The 19891-nt window shown below is 70.9% G+C and carries 13 protein-coding genes and 2 pseudogenes; 11 read left to right on the forward strand and 4 right to left on the reverse strand.

Annotation, left to right across the window (positions count from 1 at the left end):
* Positions 1 to 58: 58 nt before the first annotated feature.
* From rhaI to OHO27_RS03835, 6 genes and pseudogenes are all read left to right on the forward strand, one after another.
* Complete coding sequence (gene rhaI / locus OHO27_RS03810) at positions 59 to 1219, forward strand: L-rhamnose isomerase (RefSeq protein ID WP_328420281.1); 1161 nt, start codon at positions 59 to 61, stop codon at positions 1217 to 1219.
* Between the two features lie 113 nt (positions 1220 to 1332).
* Positions 1333 to 3371 (forward strand): annotated as a pseudogene (locus tag OHO27_RS03815) (bifunctional aldolase/short-chain dehydrogenase).
* A complete protein-coding gene (locus OHO27_RS03820) occupies positions 3368 to 4819 on the forward strand; it encodes a rhamnulokinase (protein ID WP_328420283.1) in 1452 nt (483 codons plus the stop codon). The pseudogene OHO27_RS03815 and the gene OHO27_RS03820 overlap by 4 nt, the downstream one beginning before the upstream one ends.
* 89 nt (positions 4820 to 4908) lie before the next feature.
* Positions 4909 to 5664 carry a (Fe-S)-binding protein gene (locus OHO27_RS03825; RefSeq protein ID WP_328420285.1) on the forward strand — a complete coding sequence of 252 codons (756 nt, stop codon included), beginning with the start codon at positions 4909 to 4911 and terminating at the stop codon, positions 5662 to 5664.
* Positions 5661 to 7147, forward strand: a pseudogene (locus OHO27_RS03830) (LutB/LldF family L-lactate oxidation iron-sulfur protein). Before OHO27_RS03825 ends, OHO27_RS03830 begins: the two are co-directional and overlap by 4 nt.
* The gene (locus OHO27_RS03835) at positions 7144 to 7806 is read left to right on the forward strand and encodes a LutC/YkgG family protein (protein ID WP_328420287.1); all 663 of its coding nucleotides are present in this window, start codon (positions 7144 to 7146) and stop codon (positions 7804 to 7806) included. Before OHO27_RS03830 ends, OHO27_RS03835 begins: the two are co-directional and overlap by 4 nt.
* 10 nt (positions 7807 to 7816) lie before the next feature.
* On the opposite strand, the gene OHO27_RS03840 is transcribed toward OHO27_RS03835, so the two are convergent.
* On the reverse strand, positions 7817 to 9355 hold the full coding sequence (locus OHO27_RS03840; RefSeq protein WP_328420289.1) for an FAD-dependent oxidoreductase: 1539 nt from the start codon (positions 9353 to 9355) through the stop codon (positions 7817 to 7819).
* A 47-nt stretch (positions 9356 to 9402) separates the two neighbouring features.
* Positions 9403 to 12543: a family 78 glycoside hydrolase catalytic domain gene (locus OHO27_RS03845; RefSeq protein WP_328420291.1), complete on the reverse strand. Its 3141-nt coding sequence runs from the start codon at positions 12541 to 12543 to the stop codon at positions 9403 to 9405.
* Between the two features lie 320 nt (positions 12544 to 12863).
* On the opposite strand from OHO27_RS03845, the gene OHO27_RS03850 reads away from it, so the two are divergent.
* Positions 12864 to 13655 carry an ABC transporter ATP-binding protein gene (locus tag OHO27_RS03850; RefSeq protein WP_328420293.1) on the forward strand — a complete coding sequence of 264 codons (792 nt, stop codon included), beginning with the start codon at positions 12864 to 12866 and terminating at the stop codon, positions 13653 to 13655.
* A 3-nt stretch (positions 13656 to 13658) separates the two neighbouring features.
* On the forward strand, positions 13659 to 14969 hold the full coding sequence (locus OHO27_RS03855; protein WP_328420295.1) for an ABC transporter permease: 1311 nt from the start codon (positions 13659 to 13661) through the stop codon (positions 14967 to 14969).
* A gap of 91 nt (positions 14970 to 15060) precedes the next feature.
* Here OHO27_RS03855 and OHO27_RS03860 read toward each other — a convergent pair whose 3' ends face one another.
* Entirely contained in the window at positions 15061 to 15630 is a 570-nt protein-coding gene (locus OHO27_RS03860) for a TetR/AcrR family transcriptional regulator (RefSeq protein WP_328420297.1), read from the reverse strand.
* 173 nt (positions 15631 to 15803) lie between these two features.
* Between OHO27_RS03860 and OHO27_RS03865 the strand changes: the two genes are divergently transcribed.
* A complete protein-coding gene (locus OHO27_RS03865) occupies positions 15804 to 16661 on the forward strand; it encodes an AAA family ATPase (RefSeq protein ID WP_328420299.1) in 858 nt (285 codons plus the stop codon).
* Positions 16658 to 18016 (forward strand): vWA domain-containing protein, encoded by a 1359-nt coding sequence (locus OHO27_RS03870; RefSeq protein WP_328420301.1) that lies wholly within the window; start codon positions 16658 to 16660, stop codon positions 18014 to 18016. Before OHO27_RS03865 ends, OHO27_RS03870 begins: the two co-directional genes overlap by 4 nt.
* A 12-nt stretch (positions 18017 to 18028) precedes the next feature.
* Here OHO27_RS03870 and OHO27_RS03875 read toward each other — a convergent pair whose 3' ends face one another.
* Positions 18029 to 18730, reverse strand: coding sequence for an SDR family oxidoreductase (locus tag OHO27_RS03875; RefSeq protein ID WP_328420303.1), 702 nt, complete (start codon positions 18728 to 18730; stop codon positions 18029 to 18031).
* A 180-nt stretch (positions 18731 to 18910) separates the two neighbouring features.
* On the opposite strand from OHO27_RS03875, the gene OHO27_RS03880 reads away from it, so the two are divergent.
* Positions 18911 to 19888, forward strand: a complete 978-nt coding sequence (locus OHO27_RS03880; protein WP_328420305.1) for an NAD(P)-dependent alcohol dehydrogenase — start codon at positions 18911 to 18913, stop codon at positions 19886 to 19888.
* The last annotated feature ends 3 nt before the right edge of the window (positions 19889 to 19891 follow it).

Here is a 19891-nt window from a genome sequence, read left to right on the forward strand (position 1 = left end):
CGAAGCTTTTCAGATGTCCACCGTCCGACTTCCCGTCCCGACGTCACAGGAGCCCTCAGTGACCGAGCTCGCCGCGGTGAAGGCCGCACTCAAGACCCAGGCAGTCGAAACGCCGTCGTGGGCGTACGGGAACTCGGGGACGCGGTTCAAGGTGTTCGCCCAGCAAGGCGTTCCCCGGACACCGCAGGAGAAGCTGGACGACGCCGCTCAGGTGCACGCGTTCACCGGTGTCGCCCCGACCGTCGCCCTGCACATTCCGTGGGACAAGGTCGACGACTATGCGGCGCTGGCCAAGCACGCCCAGGAGCGCGGCGTGAAGCTCGGCGCGATCAACTCCAACACCTTCCAGGACGACGACTACAAGCTGGGCAGCATCTGCCACCCGGACGCGGCGGTACGGCGCAAGGCCGTCGATCATCTGCTGGAGTGCGTCGACATCATGGACGCGACGGGCTCCGCCGATCTGAAGCTGTGGTTCGCGGACGGCACGAACTATCCCGGGCAGGATGACATCCGCTCGCGGCAGGACCGCCTGGCCGAGGGGTTGGCTGAGGTGTACGAGCGTCTCGGGGACGGGCAGCGGATGCTGCTGGAGTACAAGTTCTTCGAGCCGGCCTTCTACACGACGGACGTGCCGGACTGGGGCACGGCGTACGCGCACTGTCTGAAGCTCGGGCCGAAGGCGCAGGTCGTCGTCGACACCGGGCATCACGCGCCGGGCACCAACATCGAGTTCATCGTCGCGACGCTGCTGCGGGAGGGGAAGCTCGGCGGATTCGACTTCAACTCGCGCTTCTACGCCGACGACGACCTGATGGTGGGGGCCGCGGATCCGTTCCAGTTGTTCCGGATCATGTACGAGGTGCTGCGTGGGGGCGGGTTCACGTCCGACGTGGCGTTCATGCTCGACCAGTGCCACAACATCGAGGCGAAGATCCCGGCGATCATCCGGTCCGTGATGAACGTGCAGGAGGCCACGGGGAAAGCGCTGCTGGTTGACCGGTCTGCGTTGGCCGAGGCGCAGGCTTCCGGTGATGTGCTGGGCGCGAATGCGGTGCTCATGGATGCGTACAACACGGATGTGCGGCCGTTGCTGGCCGAGGTTCGGGAAGAGATGGGGCTCGATGCGGATCCCATGGGTGCGTATCGCCGTTCCGGATGGGCCGAGAAGGTTGTGGCTGAGCGGGTTGGTGGGCAGCAGGCCGGATGGGGGGCGTAGGCGTCTGCCGGGATCTCTTTCATCGCGGTCTGCGGGTCCGTTGTGGCTGGTCGCGCAGTTCCCCGCGCCCCTAGGTCGTTGCACTCCCCCTTTCTTGTAAGGACTGAACGTTCATGTCAACCCATCCCGAAGCCGCCGCCCTCCTCGCCCGTTCCCACCGTCTCGGCTCCGACCCCCGCAACACCAACTACGCCGGCGGAAACGCGTCCGCCAAGGGCACCGACACCGACCCCGTCACCGGCGGTGACGTCGAGCTGATGTGGGTGAAGGGGTCCGGGGGTGACCTTGGCACGCTCGCCGAGAGTGGGCTGGCGGTGCTGCGGCTGGACCGTATGCGGGCCCTTGTCGACGTCTACCCGGGCGTCGAGCGGGAGGACGAGATGGTGGCCGCCTTCGACTACTGCCTGCACGGCAAGGGCGGGGCGGCTCCGTCGATCGACACCGCCATGCACGGGCTCGTGGCGGCCGCGCATGTCGATCATCTGCATCCCGACTCCGGCATCGCTCTCGCCTGTGCCACCGACGGGGAGAAGCTGACCGCCGAGTGCTTCGGGGACTTGGTGGTGTGGGTGCCGTGGCGGCGGCCCGGGTTCCAGCTGGGGCTGGACATCGCGGCGGTCAAGGAGGCCAACCCGCAGGCCATCGGGTGCGTTCTCGGTGGGCACGGCATCACCGCCTGGGGTGACACCTCCGAGGAGTGCGAGCGGAACTCGCTGCACATCATCCGCACCGCCGAGGCGTTTCTCGCCGAGCGCGGGAAGCCGGAGCCCTTCGGTCCGGTGATCGAGGGGTACGCGGCGCTCGGCGCCGTCGAACGGCGGGAGCGGGCAGCGGCGCTGGCGCCGGTCATCCGCGGCATCGCCTCGCTGGACCGCCCGCAGGTCGGTCACTTCACCGACTCCGAGGTCGTTCTCGACTTCCTCGCGAGCGCCGGGCACCCGCGGCTCGCCGCGCTCGGCACGTCCTGCCCCGATCACTTCCTGCGCACCAAGGTGCGGCCGCTCGTCCTCGATCTGCCGCCCACCGCTCCCCTCGACGAGGCGATCGCCCGGCTGGGGAGCTGCACGCCGCGTACCGAGAGCAGTACGCGGCCTACTACCAGCGGCACGCCCTGCCCGACTCCCCCGCCATGCGCGGTGCCGACCCGGCGATCGTTCTGGTCCCGGGCGTCGGCATGTTCAGCTTCGGCAAGGACAAGCAGACCGCCCGGGTCGCCGGCGAGTTCTATGTCAACGCCGTCAATGTGATGCGGGGGGCCGAGGCGGTCTCGACGTACGCGCCCATCGAGGAGTCGGAGAAGTTCCGTATCGAGTACTGGGCGCTGGAGGAGGCCAAGCTTCAGCGGATGCCGAAGCCCAAGGCGCTCGCGACGCGGGTCGCGTTCGTGACCGGCGCCGGCAGTGGGATCGGGAAGGCCATCGCGCACCGGCTCGTCGCCGAGGGCGCGTGTGTGGTGGTCGCCGATCTCGACGCCGAGAACGCCGAGGCCGTCGCCGAGGAGCTGGGCGGGCCCGACAAGGCCGTGGCGGTGGCGGTGGACGTCACGTCCGAGGAGCAGATCGCCGACGCGTTCAAGGCGGCCGTGCTGGCCTTCGGCGGAGTCGATCTCGTCGTCAACAACGCCGGTATCTCCATCTCCAAGCCCCTCCTTGAGACGTCGGCCAAGGACTGGGACCTCCAGCACGACATCATGGCGCGTGGCTCCTTCCTCGTGTCGAGGGAGGCGGCGCGCGTGATGATCGCTCAGAAGCTGGGCGGTGACATCGTCTACATCGCCTCCAAGAACGCCGTGTTCGCCGGCCCCAACAACATCGCCTACTCGGCCACCAAGGCCGACCAGGCCCACCAAGTGCGGCTGCTGGCGGCCGAGTTGGGTGAGCACGGCATCCGCGTCAACGGGATCAACCCGGACGGCGTCGTCCGCGGGTCCGGGATCTTCGCCGGCGGCTGGGGCGCCCAGCGGGCCGCCGTGTACGGGGTCGAGGAGGACAAGCTGGGTGAGTTCTACGCCCAGCGGACCATCCTCAAGCGGGAGGTGCTCCCGGAGCATGTCGCGAACGCCGTCTTCGCGCTCACCGGCGGCGACCTGACCCACACCACGGGGCTCCACGTCCCGGTCGACGCCGGCGTCGCGGCCGCCTTCCTGCGGTGAGTGCGTCCGTGAAGTCGTACGCCGCGGTCGACCTCGGCGCGTCCAGCGGGCGTGTCATGGTCGGACACGTCGGCCCCGACCGCCTGGAGCTCACCGAGGCGCACCGCTTCGCGAACCGGCCCGTGCGGGTGCCCGAGGGGCTGCGCTGGGATGTTCTCGCCCTGTACGCGGGCGTGCTCGCGGGGCTGCGGGCGGCCGGTCAGGTCGACTCCGTCGGCATCGACAGCTGGGCCGTCGACTACGGCCTGCTGGACGCGGACGGAGCCCTGCTCGGCAACCCCGTGCACTACCGGGACTCCCGGACGGAGGGGGTCGCGGAGAAGGTGTGGGCGACCGTCCCGGCAGCGGAGCTGTACGCGGCGACCGGGTTGCAGTACGCGCCCTTCAACACGCTGTATCAGCTGGCGGCGGCCCGGTCCTCGGCCCAACTGCGTTACGCGGGACGGCTGTTGCTCGTCCCGGACCTGTTGACGTACTGGCTCACCGGTGAGCAGGGCACCGAGCTCACCAACGCATCCACCACCCAGCTGATCGATCCCCGCACGCGCGACTGGGCGTACGGCATCACTGACCGGCTGGGCATCGACCTGGGCCTGTTCGCACCACTGCGGCAACCCGGCGACCCCGCGGGGGTGTTGCGCGACGAGGTGCTTCAGGAGACCGGGCTGAGCGGTCCGGTGCCGGTGACGGCGGTGGGGTCGCACGACACCGCGTCCGCCGTGGCCGCCGTTCCGGCCGAGGCCGGCGAGCGGTTCGCGTACATCTGCACCGGCACCTGGTCGCTGGCGGGGCTGGAGCTGGACGCGCCCGTGCTGACCGAGGGGAGCCGGGCCGCCAACTTCACCAATGAGCTGGGGCTGGACGGCACGGTCCGGTACCTGCGGAACATCATGGGGCTGTGGTTGCTCCAGGAGTGCGTACGGGCCTGGGGGGACCCCGACCTGGACGAGCTGCTGCGCGACGCGTCCGAGGTGCCGGCGCTGCGGTCGGTCGTGGACGCGGGGGACGCGGCGTTTCTGGCGCCGGGGCGGATGCCTGAGCGGATCGCCGAGGCGTGCCGCGCCTCGGGGCAGCCGGTGCCCGTCTCGCCCGCCGAGATCACGCGCTGCATCCTCGACTCGCTCGCCCTGGCCCACCGGCGTGCCATCAGGGACGCCGAGCGGCTGGCCGGCCATCCGGTCGACGTCGTGCATGTCGTCGGGGGCGGCACCCGCAACACCCTGCTGTGCCGGCTGACCGCCGACGCCTGCGGGCTGCCCGTTGTGGCCGGCCCGAGCGAGGCCGCCGCGCTCGGGAACGTCCTGGTCCAGGCGCGGACCCACGGGCTGGTCGGTGACCTCGCCGACGGGCGGCGCCTGCTCACCCGTACGCAGCCGCTGACCCGGTACGAGCCGCGGGGGGACGCGGCGCGCTGGAGCGAGGCGGAGGCGCGGCTCGTCCGGGGGTGACCGGCTCACCCGGGGCGGGCGGGGTCTCCCCTGCGCCGCGCTGCCGCATTACCCTGCACTCATCCGATGATCGATCGCAAGGAGCCGCGATGCGTGTCGCCCTGTTCCTGACCTGTGTCAACGACACGCTCTATCCGGACACCGGGCGCGCTGTGGTGAAACTGCTGACCAGGCTGGGCGTCGAGGTCGACTTCCCGATGGCCCAGACCTGCTGCGGACAGGCACACTACAACACCGGATACCGGCATGAGGCCGAGCCGCTCGCCCGGCATTTCTCCGATGTCTTCGGGGAGTACGAGGCGATCGTCACCCCGTCCGGATCGTGCGGGGCGATGGTGCGCGAGCTGTATCCGCGGATGGGTGAGCGGGCCCGGGCCGAGGGCCGCGGGGACACTCTCTCCGCGACCCTGGCGCCGGTGGTGCCGAAGACGTACGAGCTGACGGAGTTCCTGGTGGACGTGCTGGGTGTGACGGACGTGGGCGCCTACTACCCACACAGGGTGACGTACCACCCGACCTGTCACGGCCTGCGCGGGCTGGGGCTGGCCGACCGGCCCCGGCGGCTGCTGCAGGCCGTCAAGGGGCTGGAGTTGGCGGAGTTGCCGGGCGCGGACGAGTGCTGCGGATTCGGCGGGACCTTCGCGCTGAAGAACTCCGATGTCTCGGCGGCGATGGGCACGGACAAGGTGCGCAACGCCGAGTCGACGGGCGCCGAGGTGCTGTGCGCGGCCGACAACTCCTGTCTGATGCACATCGGCGGGACCATGGCACGGCTGCGGACGGGTATGCGGCCGGTGCACATTGCGGAGATCCTGGCGAGCACTGAGGAGGAGCCGGCGGCATGAGTGGAACGTATCTCGGGATGCCGGCGTTCCCGAAGGCCGCGCACGAGGCCGTGCACGACACGACCCTGCGCGCCAACCTGCGCCACGCCACGCACACCATCCGCGCCAAGCGGGCAGGCGCCGTCGCGGAGTTGTCCGACTGGGCGGCGCTTCGGGAGGCCGGGAAGCGGATCAAGGACCATACGCTGCGTCATCTCGACCGGTATCTCGTGCAGTTGGAGGAGTCGGTCACGGCGGCGGGCGGCACCGTCCACTGGGCCGCCGACGCCGACGAGGCCAACCGGATCGTGGCCGGCCTGGTCAAGGCGACCGGCGAGTCGGAGGTCGTCAAGGTCAAGTCGATGGCCACGCAGGAGATCGGGCTGAACGAGGCCCTGGAAGCGGAGGGTATCCGCGCGTACGAGACCGATCTCGCCGAGCTGATCGTGCAGTTGGGCAAGGACCGGCCCTCGCACATCCTCGTCCCGGCCATCCACCGCAACCGCGGTGAGATCCGGGACATCTTCCGGCGTGAGATGGGCGAGTGGGGCCGCCCGGCTCCGGAAGGCCTGACCGACACCCCCGCCGAACTCGCCGAGGCGGCCCGGCTGCACCTGCGCGAGAAGTTCCTGCGGGCCAAGGTGGGTGTCTCCGGCGCCAACTTCATGGTCGCCGAGACCGGCACGCTGGTCGTCGTGGAGTCCGAGGGCAACGGGCGGATGTGCCTGACCCTGCCCGAGACGCTGATCTCGGTCGTCGGCATCGAGAAGATCGTGCCCAGCTGGCGGGACCTGGAGGTGTTCCTGCAGACCCTCCCCGCTCCTCCACCGCGGAGCGCATGAACCCGTACACGTCCATGTGGACCGGGACGACGGACTCCGAGACGGCCGACGGGCCGAAGACCTTCCACCTGGTCCTCCTCGACAACGGCCGCACCGACACGCTCGCCGACGAGGTCGGCCGCCAGGCCCTGCGCTGCATCCGCTGCTCGGCGTGCCTCAACGTCTGCCCGGTCTACGAGCGGGCCGGCGGACACGCCTACGGTTCGGTCTACCCCGGGCCCATCGGTGCCATCCTCAGCCCCCAACTGCGCGGCGTGACAAGCGAGATCGACGCCTCGCTGCCGTATGCGTCGTCGCTGTGCGGTGCCTGCTACGAGGTGTGCCCGGTCGCCATCGACATCCCCGAGGTGCTGGTGCATCTGCGGGAACGGGTCGTTCAGGGCGGCCAGGTGACCTCCAACGGCAACAAGGTGGTCCTGAAGCCCGCGAAGGGGCATGCCGCCGAGCGGGCCGCGATGCGGGCGGCACGCTGGGCGTTCAGTCATCCGGGCGCCCTGCGCACCGGCCAGCGGCTCGCCGCACGCACCCGCCGCCTGCATCCACGCTCGCTGCCGGGGCCGGGCAAGGCGTGGAGCGGGACGCGGGAGCTGCCGGCGGTGCCCGCGGAGCCGTTCCGGGACTGGTGGCAGCGGACGCAGGGCGGAAAGGGCGGTGCCAAGTGAGCAGCAGGGAACGGATCCTGGGCCGGGTGCGACGCGCGCTGGCGGACGTACCGGGCACGCCCCGGGACGAGCCGCCGTACGAGGAGGCGGTTCCGCGGGACTATCTGCGTGAGCACGGGCAGCGGAGCGTCGCGGAGACGGTCGGTCTGCTGGCCGAGAACCTGGCGGACTACCGGGCGATCGTGCACCGCTGCACGGCCGCCGATCTCGCGGCGACGATCGCCGGGATGCTCGCGGCCCGGGGCGCGCGGACGGTGCTCGTGCCGCCGGGGCTGGAGCCAGGGTGGCTGGCGGCGTCCGACGCCGAGCGGATCCCGGACCGGACGGAGAGCACCCCCCACGAACTGGACCGGGTCGACAGCGTGGTCACGGCGTGCGCACTCGCCGTCGCCGAGACCGGCACCCTCGTCCTCGACGGCTCCCCCGACCAGGGCCGTCGCCGCATCACGCTCGTCCCCGATCACCACATCTGTGTCGTACGGGTCCCCGAGCAGGTCGTGTCGTCGGTCCCTCAGGCAATGGAACGCCTCGATCCCACCCGCCCGTTGACGTGGATCTCCGGCCCCTCGGCCACCAGCGACATCGAGCTGGACCGGGTGGAGGGGGTGCACGGCCCGCGCACGCTGGAGGTCGTCCTGGTCGGCGAGGACGCCGGCTGAAGGCATCGCGTCAGAGGTCGCGCTGCTCCAACGGCCGTACGGCGGGCCCCTGGACGACTCGGCCGTCGGGGTCGAAGCGGGAGCCGTGGCAGGGGCACTCCCAGGTCCGTTCCGCGCGGTTGAACGCGACCAGGCAGCCCAGGTGGGTGCACTTCGCGGAGACGGCGTGCACCTTTCCGTCGTCGTCGCGGTGGACGGCGCAGCGCTTGCCGGACACGTGGACGATGGCCCCTTCTCCGGGCGCGATGTCGTCCACCGAGCCGGTCGACGGGCCGGGGAGGTGGTGCAGCCGGTCGCCGACGAAGTGGCGGGCGACGTCGGTCTGGTGCTTGACGAAGTCCTTCCCCTCGCGGACGACGGACTTCACACGGCGCGGGTCGTAGAGGTCGCTCCACAGGTTCTCGCGACCGGTGATCAGGTCGCAGAGCAGGCGGCCCGTCATGATGCCGCCGCTGAGTCCCCAGCCGCCGAAGCCGGTGGCCACGTGGACATGGCGGCTCGCGGGGTGCAGGGGGCCGACGAGCGGGACGGAGTCGGTGGAGTCGTTGTCCTGCGTGGCCCAGCGGTGGGTGAAGGTGAGGTCGCCGAAGCGCTCCACCGCCCAGCTCGTCAGCGCCTCGAAGCGCGCCTCGACATCGCCGCCCGCGCCCGGGGTGAAGTGCTCGCCGGTGGCGATGAGCAGGCGTTTTCCGTCCCTGTAAGGGGCCGTGCGGACCGAGCGGGTGTTCTGCTCGGGCGTGATGTACATGCCGGTGGGTGCCTTGGCCGCGTCGATGGGGGCCGTGACGGCCAGTTCCCGCCGGGGCGTCAGGCGGGTGAACAGCAGCGCCCGGTCGAAGATCGGGTAGTGGGTGGCGACCACGACGGTGCCGGCCGTCACCTTCACACCGTTCTCGGTCGTCAGCACGCACGGCTCGCCCTCGGAGAGACCCACCACGCGTGTGTGCTCGTACACCTTCCCGCCGAGGCGTTCGAGGTCGGCGGCCAGCGCCAGCAGGTACTTGCGTGGATGGAACTGCGCCTGCCCCTCGACACGCACGGCGCCGGCCACCGGAAACGGCAGTTCCGTCCCGGTCACGTACTCGGCGCGCAGGCCCGCCTCCCGGGCGGCGTCGGCCTCGGCCCGCAGTTCGTCGGTGCGGTCGCCGTCCTCGGCGTAGGTGTAGGCCGCCGTCTCCTCCCATTCGCAGTCGATGCCGAGCTCGTCGACGACCTCGGCGGCGTGCCGGATCGCGTCCGTCTGCGAGGTCGCGTACAGGCGGGCGTCGTCCTTGCCCCGGGTGCGGCGGAGCCGGTCGTAGATCAGGGTGTGCTGGGCGGACAGCTTGGCGGTGGTGTGTCCCGTGACGCCGGCGGCGATCCGGTCCGCCTCCAGCAGGGCGACGCCGTGGCCCCGCCTGGCCAGCTCCCAGGCCGTGGAGATCCCGGCGATCCCCGCGCCCACGACGGCGACGTCGACCGTGAGGTCACCGTCCGGCGGGGGCGCGAGGTCGCCGGGCGGTGCCGTCTCGATCCAGTACGACGTGTGGGTGCGGGTCGGCTCGTCCATGCCGGCCGGGTTCCCCCCAATCGGACCCGCCACACGACGGACCCTGGTCAGGCGAGGGTGGCGGTCACCTGGTAGCGGCCGGAGGGCAGCCGGTAGCTCGACGTACCGTCCTCGAAGCCCAGGTACTCGACGCCCGTCACCCGGGCCAGAGGGGTCCTGCCCTCGCGCACCGAGGCCGGGTCGGACGTGGGGATGTGCAGGGTCGCCGTACTGTTCACGGGGACCACGGCCCGGTAGGCCAGCCTCCGGCCCTCCGTCCGCCACTCGCTGACGATCTCCCCGTACGGAGAGTGGTGCGAGCCGGCGACCTGCGTGATCCGCCCGGTCGGGTCGAGGTGCGGGCGCAGGAAAAAGTGCCGGAAGCCCGGGTGGGCCGGGTCCTTCGCGATGCCCGCCATGCTCTCGTACATCCACTCCATGATCGCGCCGTAGGAGTAGTGGTTGAACGAGTTCATGTCGACCGGGCCGAAGCCGTCCTCCTTCGAGTACGAGTTCCAGCGCTCCCAGATGGTGGTCGCGCCGTTGCGCACCGAGTACAGCCAGGACGGCATGGCGTCCTGGTGGAGCAGCTTGTACGCGAGGTCTACGTGGCCCTCGTCGGTGAGCACGGGGGCGAGGACGTTCACGCCGAGGAAGCCGACGGACAGGGTGTTCTCGGCGTACTTCACGCGAGTGCTGTCGGGGTGGGCCTCCTTGTAGGCCTCGTCGTTGCCGATGTTCTCGGCGAGCAGCGTGACCAGTTGGCGGCGCTGGGCCTCGGTGTCGTAGAAGCCGAGTTTGAGGACCCACAGCAGGGCGGTCTGCGTGTCGTCCTCGGTCCGGCCGCCCGTGGGAGGTGCGTCTCCGAGGCTCGACCGTAGGGTCACCCGGCCTGTCGTCGCGTCGGTGGCCAGGTACTTGGTGGTGAAAGCGCGCTTGATGCGGGCGAAGAGGTCGTCGTAGGCGCGTGCCTCGGTGGTGCGGCCGGTGCCGCGGGCCATGTCGGCCATGAGGCGCACGCTGTAGCCGTAGTAGACGTCGCTGATCAGCTGGGTGCTGGTGTCCTGGAAGGCGAGCCAGTCGCCGAAGATGGCGCCCTGCCCGGCGTACGCGTCGCCGGTGCGTCCGCGGATCCAGTCGACGTACTTCTTCATCGCCGTCCAGCTGCGGTCGACGATCGTGGGGTCGCCGGACATCTGCCACACCGTCCACGGCACGACCACCCCGCAGTCCGCCCAGCCGCTGGCGGGGGCCGCCGCGTTGTAGCGGTTGCCGGGCGCGACCGCCGTGAACTGGGCGCCGTCCAGGCCGTAGGTGCGCTGCGAGTCGATCAGGTTGTCCTCGAAGTGGCTGAGGAAGTTGACCGCGTCGGCGTTGTAGAGCCCGGTGTTGGAGAAGAGCTGGGTGTCGCCCGTCCAGCCGAGGCGCTCGTCGCGTTGCGGGCAGTCGGTGGGCACCCAGAGGTAGTTGCCGCGCTGTCCCCAACGCACGTTGCCGATCAGCTGGTTGACGTCCGCGTCGTCGGTCGTGATCGTGCCGATGTCGCGCAGGGCGGAGGTCGCGACCCGGCCGGTGAAGCGGGTGAGGGTGACGGTTTCGGTCGCGGTGACGGAGACGTAGCGGAAGCCGTAGAAGGTCAGCGAGTCCTCGTGGGTCTCGCCCTCGGGGTCGCCCTTGAGGATGTACGTGCTGGTGGCCTTCGCGGAACGGAGGTTGGCGCGGTAGACCGAGCCGACGGGGCCGTCGGCGCCCTCACTGTCGTCGTTGAGCATCTCGCCCGGCTTGAAGGCGACTTGGGTGCCTGCCCGGCCGCGCAGGGTGTAGCGGGGCACGCCGACCAGGTTCTGGCCCAGGTCGATCACGGCCGTGTCGCCGGGGTGCAGGGTCACGGCTGCCTCGGCGGCCTCGGCCGGGTCGGTGACCGTGCGGGCGGGGTCGACGACGATGCGGCCCTTGCCGTTGGGGCTGCCGTCCTGGCCGGTCACGCCCGTGCAGACGGTGACGGACTGCGGCTTGCGGTCCCACCGGGGCATCAGGCGGGCGCTCTCGCCCGGGTGGGCGACCAGCCTGGCGTCGGGGAACCTGGTGGTGAAGTCGTGCTCGGTCACGCCGGCCCAGGCTGAGGCGTCGAAGTCGCCGGCCGTCCACCCCGCCAGTTCCTTACGGGCGTCGTAGGTCTGGCCGTCGTAGATGTCGTCGGCGCGGTAGGGGCCGGTGTCGGTGGCCTTCCAGTCGTCCCCGGGTGTGGTGACGACCGTCTGCTCCGCACCGTCGGCGTACCGGATCAGGAGCTTGGCCTTGAGGGCCAGGCGGTTGCCGTCGGCGGAGTAGTAGGTGCTGTTCTCGGAGACCCGGCTGTTGTACCAGCCGTTGCCGAGTACGGCGGCGAGGGTGACGTGCCCCGCGTGCCCCTCGCCCCCCTCAGGTCGCTCCCCCGCGACCAGGTCCGTCACGTCGTACGTGAAGTAGTTGACGGTGCTGTCGTAGTTGGTCCAGCCCGGCGTCAGCAGTTCATGGGTCGTTGCGTCGCCCTGCGGCACGGCAACGCGGTGGCCGTTGAGATGGGCTTCGTAGACGCCGAGTGCGGAGATATAGAGCCGGGCTTCTTGTATTTGACGTCCCGTCAGGCGCGCCTGGTGGCGGAGGAGCGGGGCGCCGGCGGTGTCGGGCTGCTTGCCGGCCATGGTGATCCACCGGGCGCCGTCCCAGCCGGCGACGCCGTCGGTGCCGAGCAGGCCGGTCTCGAAGTGGGCGGTCGGGGCGGCGGGGACGGCTCGGCCGGTCTCGTCCCAGGCCGTCACCGTCCAGTGGTAGCGGGTGGCGGCGCGCAGGGCGGGGCCCTCGTAGCGCACGGCGATCGAGTCGGGTGAGGTGACCCGGCCGCTGTTCCAGACGTCCGCCCGGGCGGGAGTCAGGCGGTCGGGTGCGGTCGCGACGAGGATCCGGTACGCCGACTGGCGGCGACCACGCACCGAGGACGCCATGCGCCAGCCGAACCGCGGGTGGGCGGCGTCCACGCCGAGGGGGTTCGTTCTGTGCTCGACCGTCAGGCCCTCGACGGCCGTGCGGTGCGAGGTGGGTGCGGCCGAAGCGGGGCCGCCTGCGGCGATCCCGCCCGCCAGAACCACCGGTGCAGCGCCGAGTGCGGTGGTGAGCACGGTCCTGCGGGGCACCCCCCGGCCCTTCGTACGGTCGACTCCGTCGTTCATGCCGTTGTCCCTTCGGCTCATCAGAGTTGGAACGATTCAGATCGAACGACGGTTGAAGCTAGTGGCAGAAGTGACATGAGTCCATGGTGCGAGCAGCGCGAATTCTGTGCAGATTCCAACAGAAGCACTCAGCCGGTGAAGCGTGCGGCGGTGAGCGAATTGAAACCGTTCAATTGGCTGGTTCCGTGCCGGCCGGGGGCCTGCCCCGTCGGGGGGTGTCGCCAAGTACACCCGGCAATACGGGTTCTGCGCCCAATGTGGTCGACTCGCCGGCTCCGTAGCTTCGTCGGCAGGGCACAGGGAGTGCCGGACGGGGAGTGATGACGATGTTTCGGGCAAGCGCGCGACGTACGCACGACAAGGGACCCGCCGCCGAGGTACTCCGGCTGGTCAAGGTCACCAAGACCTACGGTGCGCAGGACAGCGCGGTGACGGCTCTGGACGGGGTCACCCTGGGGCTGGGGCAGGGCACCTTCACCGCGGTGATGGGACCGTCCGGTTCCGGCAAGACCACGCTGCTGCACTGCGCGGCCGGTCTCGACCGGCCCGACAGCGGCATCGTGTGCGTGGACGGTACCGAGCTGACCGGCGGTGGCGAGGCCGAGTTGACGAAGTTCCGGCGTGGCCGGATCGGGTTCGTGTTCCAGCAGTACAACCTGCTGGAGACGCTGACCGTCGCGCAGAACACGGTGCTGCCGCTCAAGCTCGCCGGGCAGCGCGTCGACCGGAGGCGGGCCAAGGAGGTGCTGACGTCCGTCGGCCTCGGCGACCGGCTGGGACACCGTCCCGACCAGCTGTCCGGCGGTCAGCGCCAGCGAGTCGCCATCGCCCGCGCCCTGGTGACCGAGCCTCGGGTGATCTTCGCGGACGAGCCGACGGGCGCCCTGGACACACGCAGCGCGCGCGATGTGCTGCGGCTGCTCCAGGAGACCGTGCGGGTGCACGGCCGGACGGTGGTGATGGTGACCCACGATCCGGTCGCCGCCTCCTACGCGGACTCGGTGCTGTTCCTGGCGGACGGCCGGCTGGCGGGACGGCTGGACGCGCCGACGGCGGACGCGGTGGCCGAACGCCTGGCGCACCTCGGCGACAACGTGACGACGGGGGTGTGAGCGATGTTCATGCTGGCCATGCGGTCGATACGGCACCGCCCCGGGCGGTTCCTGGCCACGCTGCTGTCCGCGTTTCTCGGCGCCGCGATCATCATGACCTTCAACTCGATGCACGACACGGCCGGGCAGGACGGCGTCGACTCGACCAGCGCGGAGACACTGTCCACCGCGGCGGGCGTCGTCGGTGGCTACGGCACCCTGCTGGTCTTCTTCGCCGTCGCCTCGGCCCTGACGGTCAACGTCCGTCAGCGTACGGCCGAGTTGGAGCTGCTGCGCTGCTCGGGGGCGACGCCGGCGCAGCTCAAGCGGATGGTCGTCGGCGAGGCGGTGGTCGTGGCCCTGGTGGGCGCGGCGCTGGCGATCGGCCCGGCGATGCTGGGCGGCCGGGCGCTGCTGGAGGTGTTCCAGGACAGCGGCCAGGTCGCCGGGTCCGTGGACCACTCCTTCGGTCCGATCGCGCTCCTGTCGGGCATCGACATCACGCTGCTCGCTTCGGCGGGCGCCGCCTTCCTCGCCGTACGGCGGGCGACGCGCGGACCACAACGGCGGGGCGGGGCACGGAAGTTCCTCGCGTACGGCGCGCTGGTCACCGGGGCGGTCGCCGTCTCCTCCACGTTCGCGTTCTCGGCGACGGACGCGGCTCTGATGGCGGCGCCTGCCTACGGGGCGATCCTGCTGTCGGTGGGCTTCGCGCTGATGGCGCCGCAGCTCCTGGAGGGCGTGCTGGACCGGCTCCCGCTGAACGGGGCGAGCGGCTGGCTGGCCGTACGGAACCTGCGGGAGCGAGCCGGTCAGCTGGCCGGGATCCTGGTGTCGCTGATCCTGTTCACGGCGGTGGCCACGGCCACGCTCACCATGCAGGCGGTGGAGAGCGACGCCGTCGCGGCCTCTGGTCTGACGAAGTCGGTCGACGCCAAGAACCTGGAGACGCTCAACTTCACGGTCGTCGGCATCATCGTCGTCTTCGTGTGCGTGATGCTGGTCAACTCGCTGTGCGCGGCGACGAGTTACCGCGGCCGGGAGTTCGGGCAGCAGCGCCTGGCGGGGGCGACTCCGGGGCAGGTGCTCGGCACGGTCGGCGCCGAGACGCTGATCCTGACCGTCTCCGGAGTCCTCCTCGGCATGGTGGCCGCGCTGGCCGGGATCGTCCCGTTCACGATGGTCCGCACCGACGGGGTGCTGCCGGGCCAGGCCTACGGCACGGCGGTCGCCGTGGTCGCGGTCGCGGCGACGGTGACCCTGGGCACGAGCCTGGCCACGGCCCGGCGGATGCTGCGCACGCCGGCTGTGGGGGCGGTCGCGGTGGCGTCTTGACGCCGGGTGCGACCCGGACATCAGGTATGACGAGAGGCGGTCACCGCGGTGGCCGCCCCTTCTTGTGTCCCTGCACGGCGGCCGCCCTGTGTCACTCCACGCCGGCCGCGTCCAGCAGCGCGGTCACGGTCGCGGTGGCCAGCCCGTCCAGCGCCTCGACCTTCGCGCCCGCCCGGGCACTGGCCCCGTCGAAGACCAGCATCAGCTGGCGGGCGAGCAGCTCAGGATCCCGCGCCCCGCCCTCCTGCGCACGCGCACGGAGGAAGCCCCGCATCCAGTCCTTCGCACCGCGCGCGACCACGCTCGCCGGATGCTCGGGATCCTTCAGCTCGACCAGGGCCGCGAGGTAGGGACAGCCGCGGTAGTCGGGTTCGGTGGACGCCTTCTCCAGCCGCTCGAAGACATGAAGGATCCGCTCGCGGGGCGTACCCGCGTCCTGCGAGCCGGGCGCCAGCAGTGCCTCGTACGCCGGAAGGCGTCGGGCCAGGCTCGCCGCGAGGACCTCGTCCTTGCTCGCGAACAGCTGGTACATGGACCGCTTCGAGACCCCGGCGGTCCGGCACAGTGCCTCGACGCCGACGGAGACGCCGTCGCGGTAGAAGAGCTCGGACGCCGCGTCGAGGAGCCGGTCCTTGGTGGACGCCTTGTCTGTCGTGGCCATACGCCGAGGCTACCGCGCACCGGGCCGGGACGGAAACCGATCGGTATCCAGTGAGGAAGGCCTCGGAAAGGCGTCGGGATCACAGGTGACAGTGGAGGTGAACAAGCGCTTAGATAGTGCCTGGACCAGATAGGTGACCGGAACAGACATCTCCCACCCAGCCGGAGGCCCCGTTGTTCACATCCGTCGACGACGTCTCCGCACGTCTGGCCGAGACCGGCTATCTCGCCTCGCCCGCGGTCGCCACGACCGTCTTCCTCGCCGACCGCCTCGGCAAGCCGCTCCTGGTGGAGGGCCCGGCCGGGGTCGGCAAGACGGAGCTCGCCAAGGCCGTGGCCGAGGTCGCCGGGGCGCGGCTCGTGCGCCTGCAGTGCTACGAGGGCGTCGACGAGTCCCGGGCGCTGTACGAGTGGAACCACGCCAAGCAGCTGCTGCGCATCAGCGCGGGCCGCGACGAGACGTGGGACGAGGCGCGCACGGACATCTTCAGCGAGGAGTTCCTCCTCACGCGGCCACTGCTGACGGCCATCCGGGGCGACGAGGCGAAGGTCCTGCTGATCGACGAGACCGACAAGGCGGACGTCGAGGTGGAGGGCCTGCTGCTGGAGGTGCTCAGCGACTTCCAGGTGACCGTCCCCGAACTCGGCACGATCACCGCGACGCGCCGCCCGTTCGTCGTCCTCACGTCCAACGCCAGCCGTGAACTGTCCGAGGCGCTGCGCCGCCGTTGCCTCTTCCTCCACATCGGCTTCCCGGACGAGGAGCTGGAGCGCAGGATCGTACGGCTGAAGGTGCCGGGGCTCGACGAGACGCTGGCCCGCTCCGTCGTCCGGGTCGTGGGCGCGCTGCGGGCGATGGACCTGCGCAAGGTGCCGTCGGTCGCCGAGACCATCGACTGGGCGCGCACCCTGCTGGCGCTGGGCGCCGACACGCTGGACGAGACCGTCGTGCAGGCCAGCCTCGGCGTGCTCCTCAAGCACCAGGACGACGTCCTCAAGGCGACCGCCAAGCTCGATCTGGACGCCCTGTGACCACGCCCGCGGGCGTCGCGGAACGGCTGACGTCCCTCGTCTCGGCGCTGCGCGCGCACGGTGTCCGGATCGGCACCGGCGAGACGGTCGACGCGGGGCGGGCGATGGAGGTCCTCGGCCTTGCGGACCGGGAGCTGCTGCGCGAGGGTCTGGCGGCGACGCTGTTGCACGGAAACGGGCAACGGCCGGTGTTCGACCCGGTCTTCGACCTCTACTTCCCGCGTGGTGTCGGCGCGCCCGAGCAGAGGGCGGCAGGGCGGGACGACCTGCGCGACCGCCTGGTGACGGCCCTGGCCGCCGACGACCAGGCCCTGATGGGCCGGCTGGCGGCCGAGGCGGTCGACGGTTTCGGTGGTTACGGCTCCTCGCCGGAGTCGGACGGCTGGTCGTCGTACCAGACGCTGGAACGGCTGCGCCCGCAGACCCTGCTGGCCCGTGTCCGCGACACCGTCCGTGGGCAGGGCGGGAGTCCGGGGTTCACGGACCGGCTGCTGGAGGACGAGATCCGGCAGCGCATCGAGGCGTTCCGGGCACTGGTGGCCGCGGAGGCGCGGCGCCGGGTCGCGGAGCGGCGCGGACGGGACGAGATCGCCCGGCGGGCGGTGGCTCCGACCGCCGACCGGGTCGACTTCCTCTTCGCCGGGAAGGCTCAACTGGCCGAGCTGCGCAGGGCCGTTCAGCCACTCGCCCGCAAGCTCGCGACCCGGCTCGCGGCACGCCGTCGTCGCGCTTCACGGGGCAGCATCGATCTTCGGCGGACCCTGCGCGGTTCGCTGTCGACGGGTGGCGTGCCGATGAAGCCGGTGCTGCGCCGGCGCCGGCCCGTCCGCCCCGAACTGGTGCTGCTGTGCGATGTGTCGGGGTCGGTGTCGGGCTTCTCGGACTTCACGATGCTGCTGGTTCAGGCGCTGCACGACCAGTTCAGCAAGGTGCGTGTGTTCGCCTTCGTCAACCGGATCGACGAGGTGACCGGTCTGCTCCAGCGCGGGACCGCCGACCCGGAGGGGCTCAGCACTCGCATCGGGGCGGAGGCCACGCTCACGGGCTATCACGGCAGCAGCGACTACGGCATGGCGCTGGGCGAGTTCGCGGAGCGGTACGGCGACACGGTCGGCCATCGCACGACCGTGTTCGTCCTCGGTGACGCCCGCACCAACCAGAGCGACCCGAACCTGCCCGCCGTACGGCAGATCTCCGAACGGGCCCGTCGCGTCTACTGGCTGAACCCGGAGCAGCGCTCACGCTGGGGCACGGGCGACTCCGCCGCGCCCGCCTACGCGGAGTTGGTCGAGATGCACGAGTGCCGTACCGCCCGGCAGCTCAGCGCGCTGGTGGCGCGCCTGCTGCCGGTGTGATCAGGGCGGGGATCAGGCTGCGAGCTGCGGGTACAGAGTGGCCGGGTCGGCCGCCAGGCCCGCCTTGACCTGCCGCGAGATGTCGTCGGCCAGGACCTCGAGGGCGCCCGACGCGATCCCGTCGAGGGCCTGTGCGGCGACACTCTCGGCCGTGGACTTGGGCGCGTCGATGCCGACGGTCAGGTCAGTGTCGACGTATCCGACGTGCAGGCCCGTGACCTCGATGCCGCGCGGCTTCAGGTCCAGGCGCAGTGAGTTGGTCTGGGACCAGAAGGCGGCCTTGGACGCGCTGTAGGAACCGGCGAGACCGATCCACGACAGCACGGAGTGGACGTTCAGGATGTGCCCGCCGCCGTTGCGTTCGAGGACGGGCACGAAGGCCCGCGTGACCAGGAGGGGGCCGTAGAAGTTGGTCTCGAACTCACGGCGGACGTCCTCGACGGGAGAGTCGAGGAAGTTCGCGTTGACCGACGCGCCCGCGTTGTTGATCAGCAGGGTGACGTCCTGCGCCTGCTCGGCCGCCGCCGCGACGGACGCGGGGTCGGTCACCTCCAGGGCGAGCGGCACGGCGTCGGGGTGGGTGACGGTGCGCGGGTCGCGGGCGGTGGCGTACACCTTCCTCGCGCCCCGCTCGTACAGGGCTGTGACCAGGGCACGGCCGATGCCGCGGCTGCCGCCGGTGACCAGGGCGACGGAACCTTCGATGGCGGTCATGGGACTCTCCAGGCTCTCTCGACACGCAGAAACCGATCGGTTTCCATCTGCGGGTCCCAGCGTAAACCGATCGGTTTCATCCGGGCAAGGCCGGGGGCGACCCTGAGAAAATCAGGGTTCATCCCCGATATCCGCTTCCGACGGCCGTCCGTAGGCTCGCCAGAGATGGAGGGGGATCCCATGAAGGCAGTGATTCAGGACCGGTACGGCTCGGCGGACGTGCTGGAGTTCCGGGACATCGACAGGCCGGTGCCGGCCACCGACGAGGTGCTGGTGCGGGTGCACGCGGCCTCGGTCAACGCCTACGACTGGCACTTCATGCGCGGGGATCCCTTGATCGGCCGCGGCATGATGGGCCTGCGCCGGCCCAAGGCGCGCGTGCGGGGCCGGGACTTCGCAGGCACGGTGGAGGCGGTGGGCGCCGGGGTCACGGGACTCAAGCCGGGCGACGAGGTGTACGGGGAAGCCGACGGCGCATTCGCGGAGTACGTGTGCGCGCGGGACAGCGAGGTCGGCCCGAAGCCGGCCAACCTCACCTTCGAGCAGGCGGCGGCGATACCGCTGGCGGGGAACACCGCCCTGATCGGCCTGCGCGACGTCGCCCGGGTGCAGCCGGGCCAGACGGTCCTGGTGAACGGGGCGTCGGGCGGGGTGGGCACGTTCGCCGTGCAACTCGGCAAGGCCTACGGGGCGGAGGTGACGGCCGTGTGCAGCACGAGGAACGTGGACCTGGTCCGCTCACTCGGCGCCGACCGGGTCGTCGACTACACGCAGGAGGACTTCACCCAGGGCGAGCAGCGGTACGACGTGGTGCTTGACCTCGTCGGCAATCGCTCGCTCGGGGAGTTCCGGCGCGTGCTGACGCCCACCGGGACGCTCATTCTGTCCGGCGGCGGGGTGTACGAGGGCGGCAGCGTCGTCGGCCCCATGGCGCTCTTCCTCAAGCGGCGGCTGGCGGCGCCCTTCGCGCGCCCGCAGCAGTTGCTCGAGATCTCGGCCCGGCAGAGCAGGGTCAACCTGGCGGCGCTCCGCGAACTCGCCGATTCCGGCAAGATCGCCCCGGTCGTCGAGCGGACGTATCCGCTGAGCGAGGCGGCCGAGGCGATCCGGTACATGGAGGCGAAGCACGCGCGCGCGAAGATAGTTGTCACCGTCTGACGT

The sequence above is a fragment of the Streptomyces sp. NBC_00443 genome (genome assembly GCF_036014175.1).
GTDB lineage: Bacteria > Actinomycetota > Actinomycetes > Streptomycetales > Streptomycetaceae > Streptomyces.

Excerpts from the sequence above, each read along its gene's own strand:
- OHO27_RS03825 (WP_328420285.1), top strand. The coding sequence starts at position 4,909 with ATGCGTGTCGCCCTGTTCCTGACCTGTGTCAACGACACGCTCTATCCG.
- OHO27_RS03850 (WP_328420293.1), top strand. The coding sequence starts at position 12,864 with ATGACGATGTTTCGGGCAAGCGCGCGACGTACGCACGACAAGGGACCC.
- OHO27_RS03840 (WP_328420289.1), bottom strand. The coding sequence starts at position 9,355 with ATGGACGAGCCGACCCGCACCCACACGTCGTACTGGATCGAGACGGCA.
- OHO27_RS03860 (WP_328420297.1), bottom strand. The coding sequence starts at position 15,630 with ATGGCCACGACAGACAAGGCGTCCACCAAGGACCGGCTCCTCGACGCG.
- OHO27_RS03875 (WP_328420303.1), bottom strand. The coding sequence starts at position 18,730 with ATGACCGCCATCGAAGGTTCCGTCGCCCTGGTCACCGGCGGCAGCCGC.
- OHO27_RS03880 (WP_328420305.1), top strand. The coding sequence starts at position 18,911 with ATGAAGGCAGTGATTCAGGACCGGTACGGCTCGGCGGACGTGCTGGAG.
- OHO27_RS03845 (WP_328420291.1), bottom strand. The coding sequence starts at position 12,543 with ATGAACGACGGAGTCGACCGTACGAAGGGCCGGGGGGTGCCCCGCAGG.
- OHO27_RS03855 (WP_328420295.1), top strand. The coding sequence starts at position 13,659 with ATGTTCATGCTGGCCATGCGGTCGATACGGCACCGCCCCGGGCGGTTC.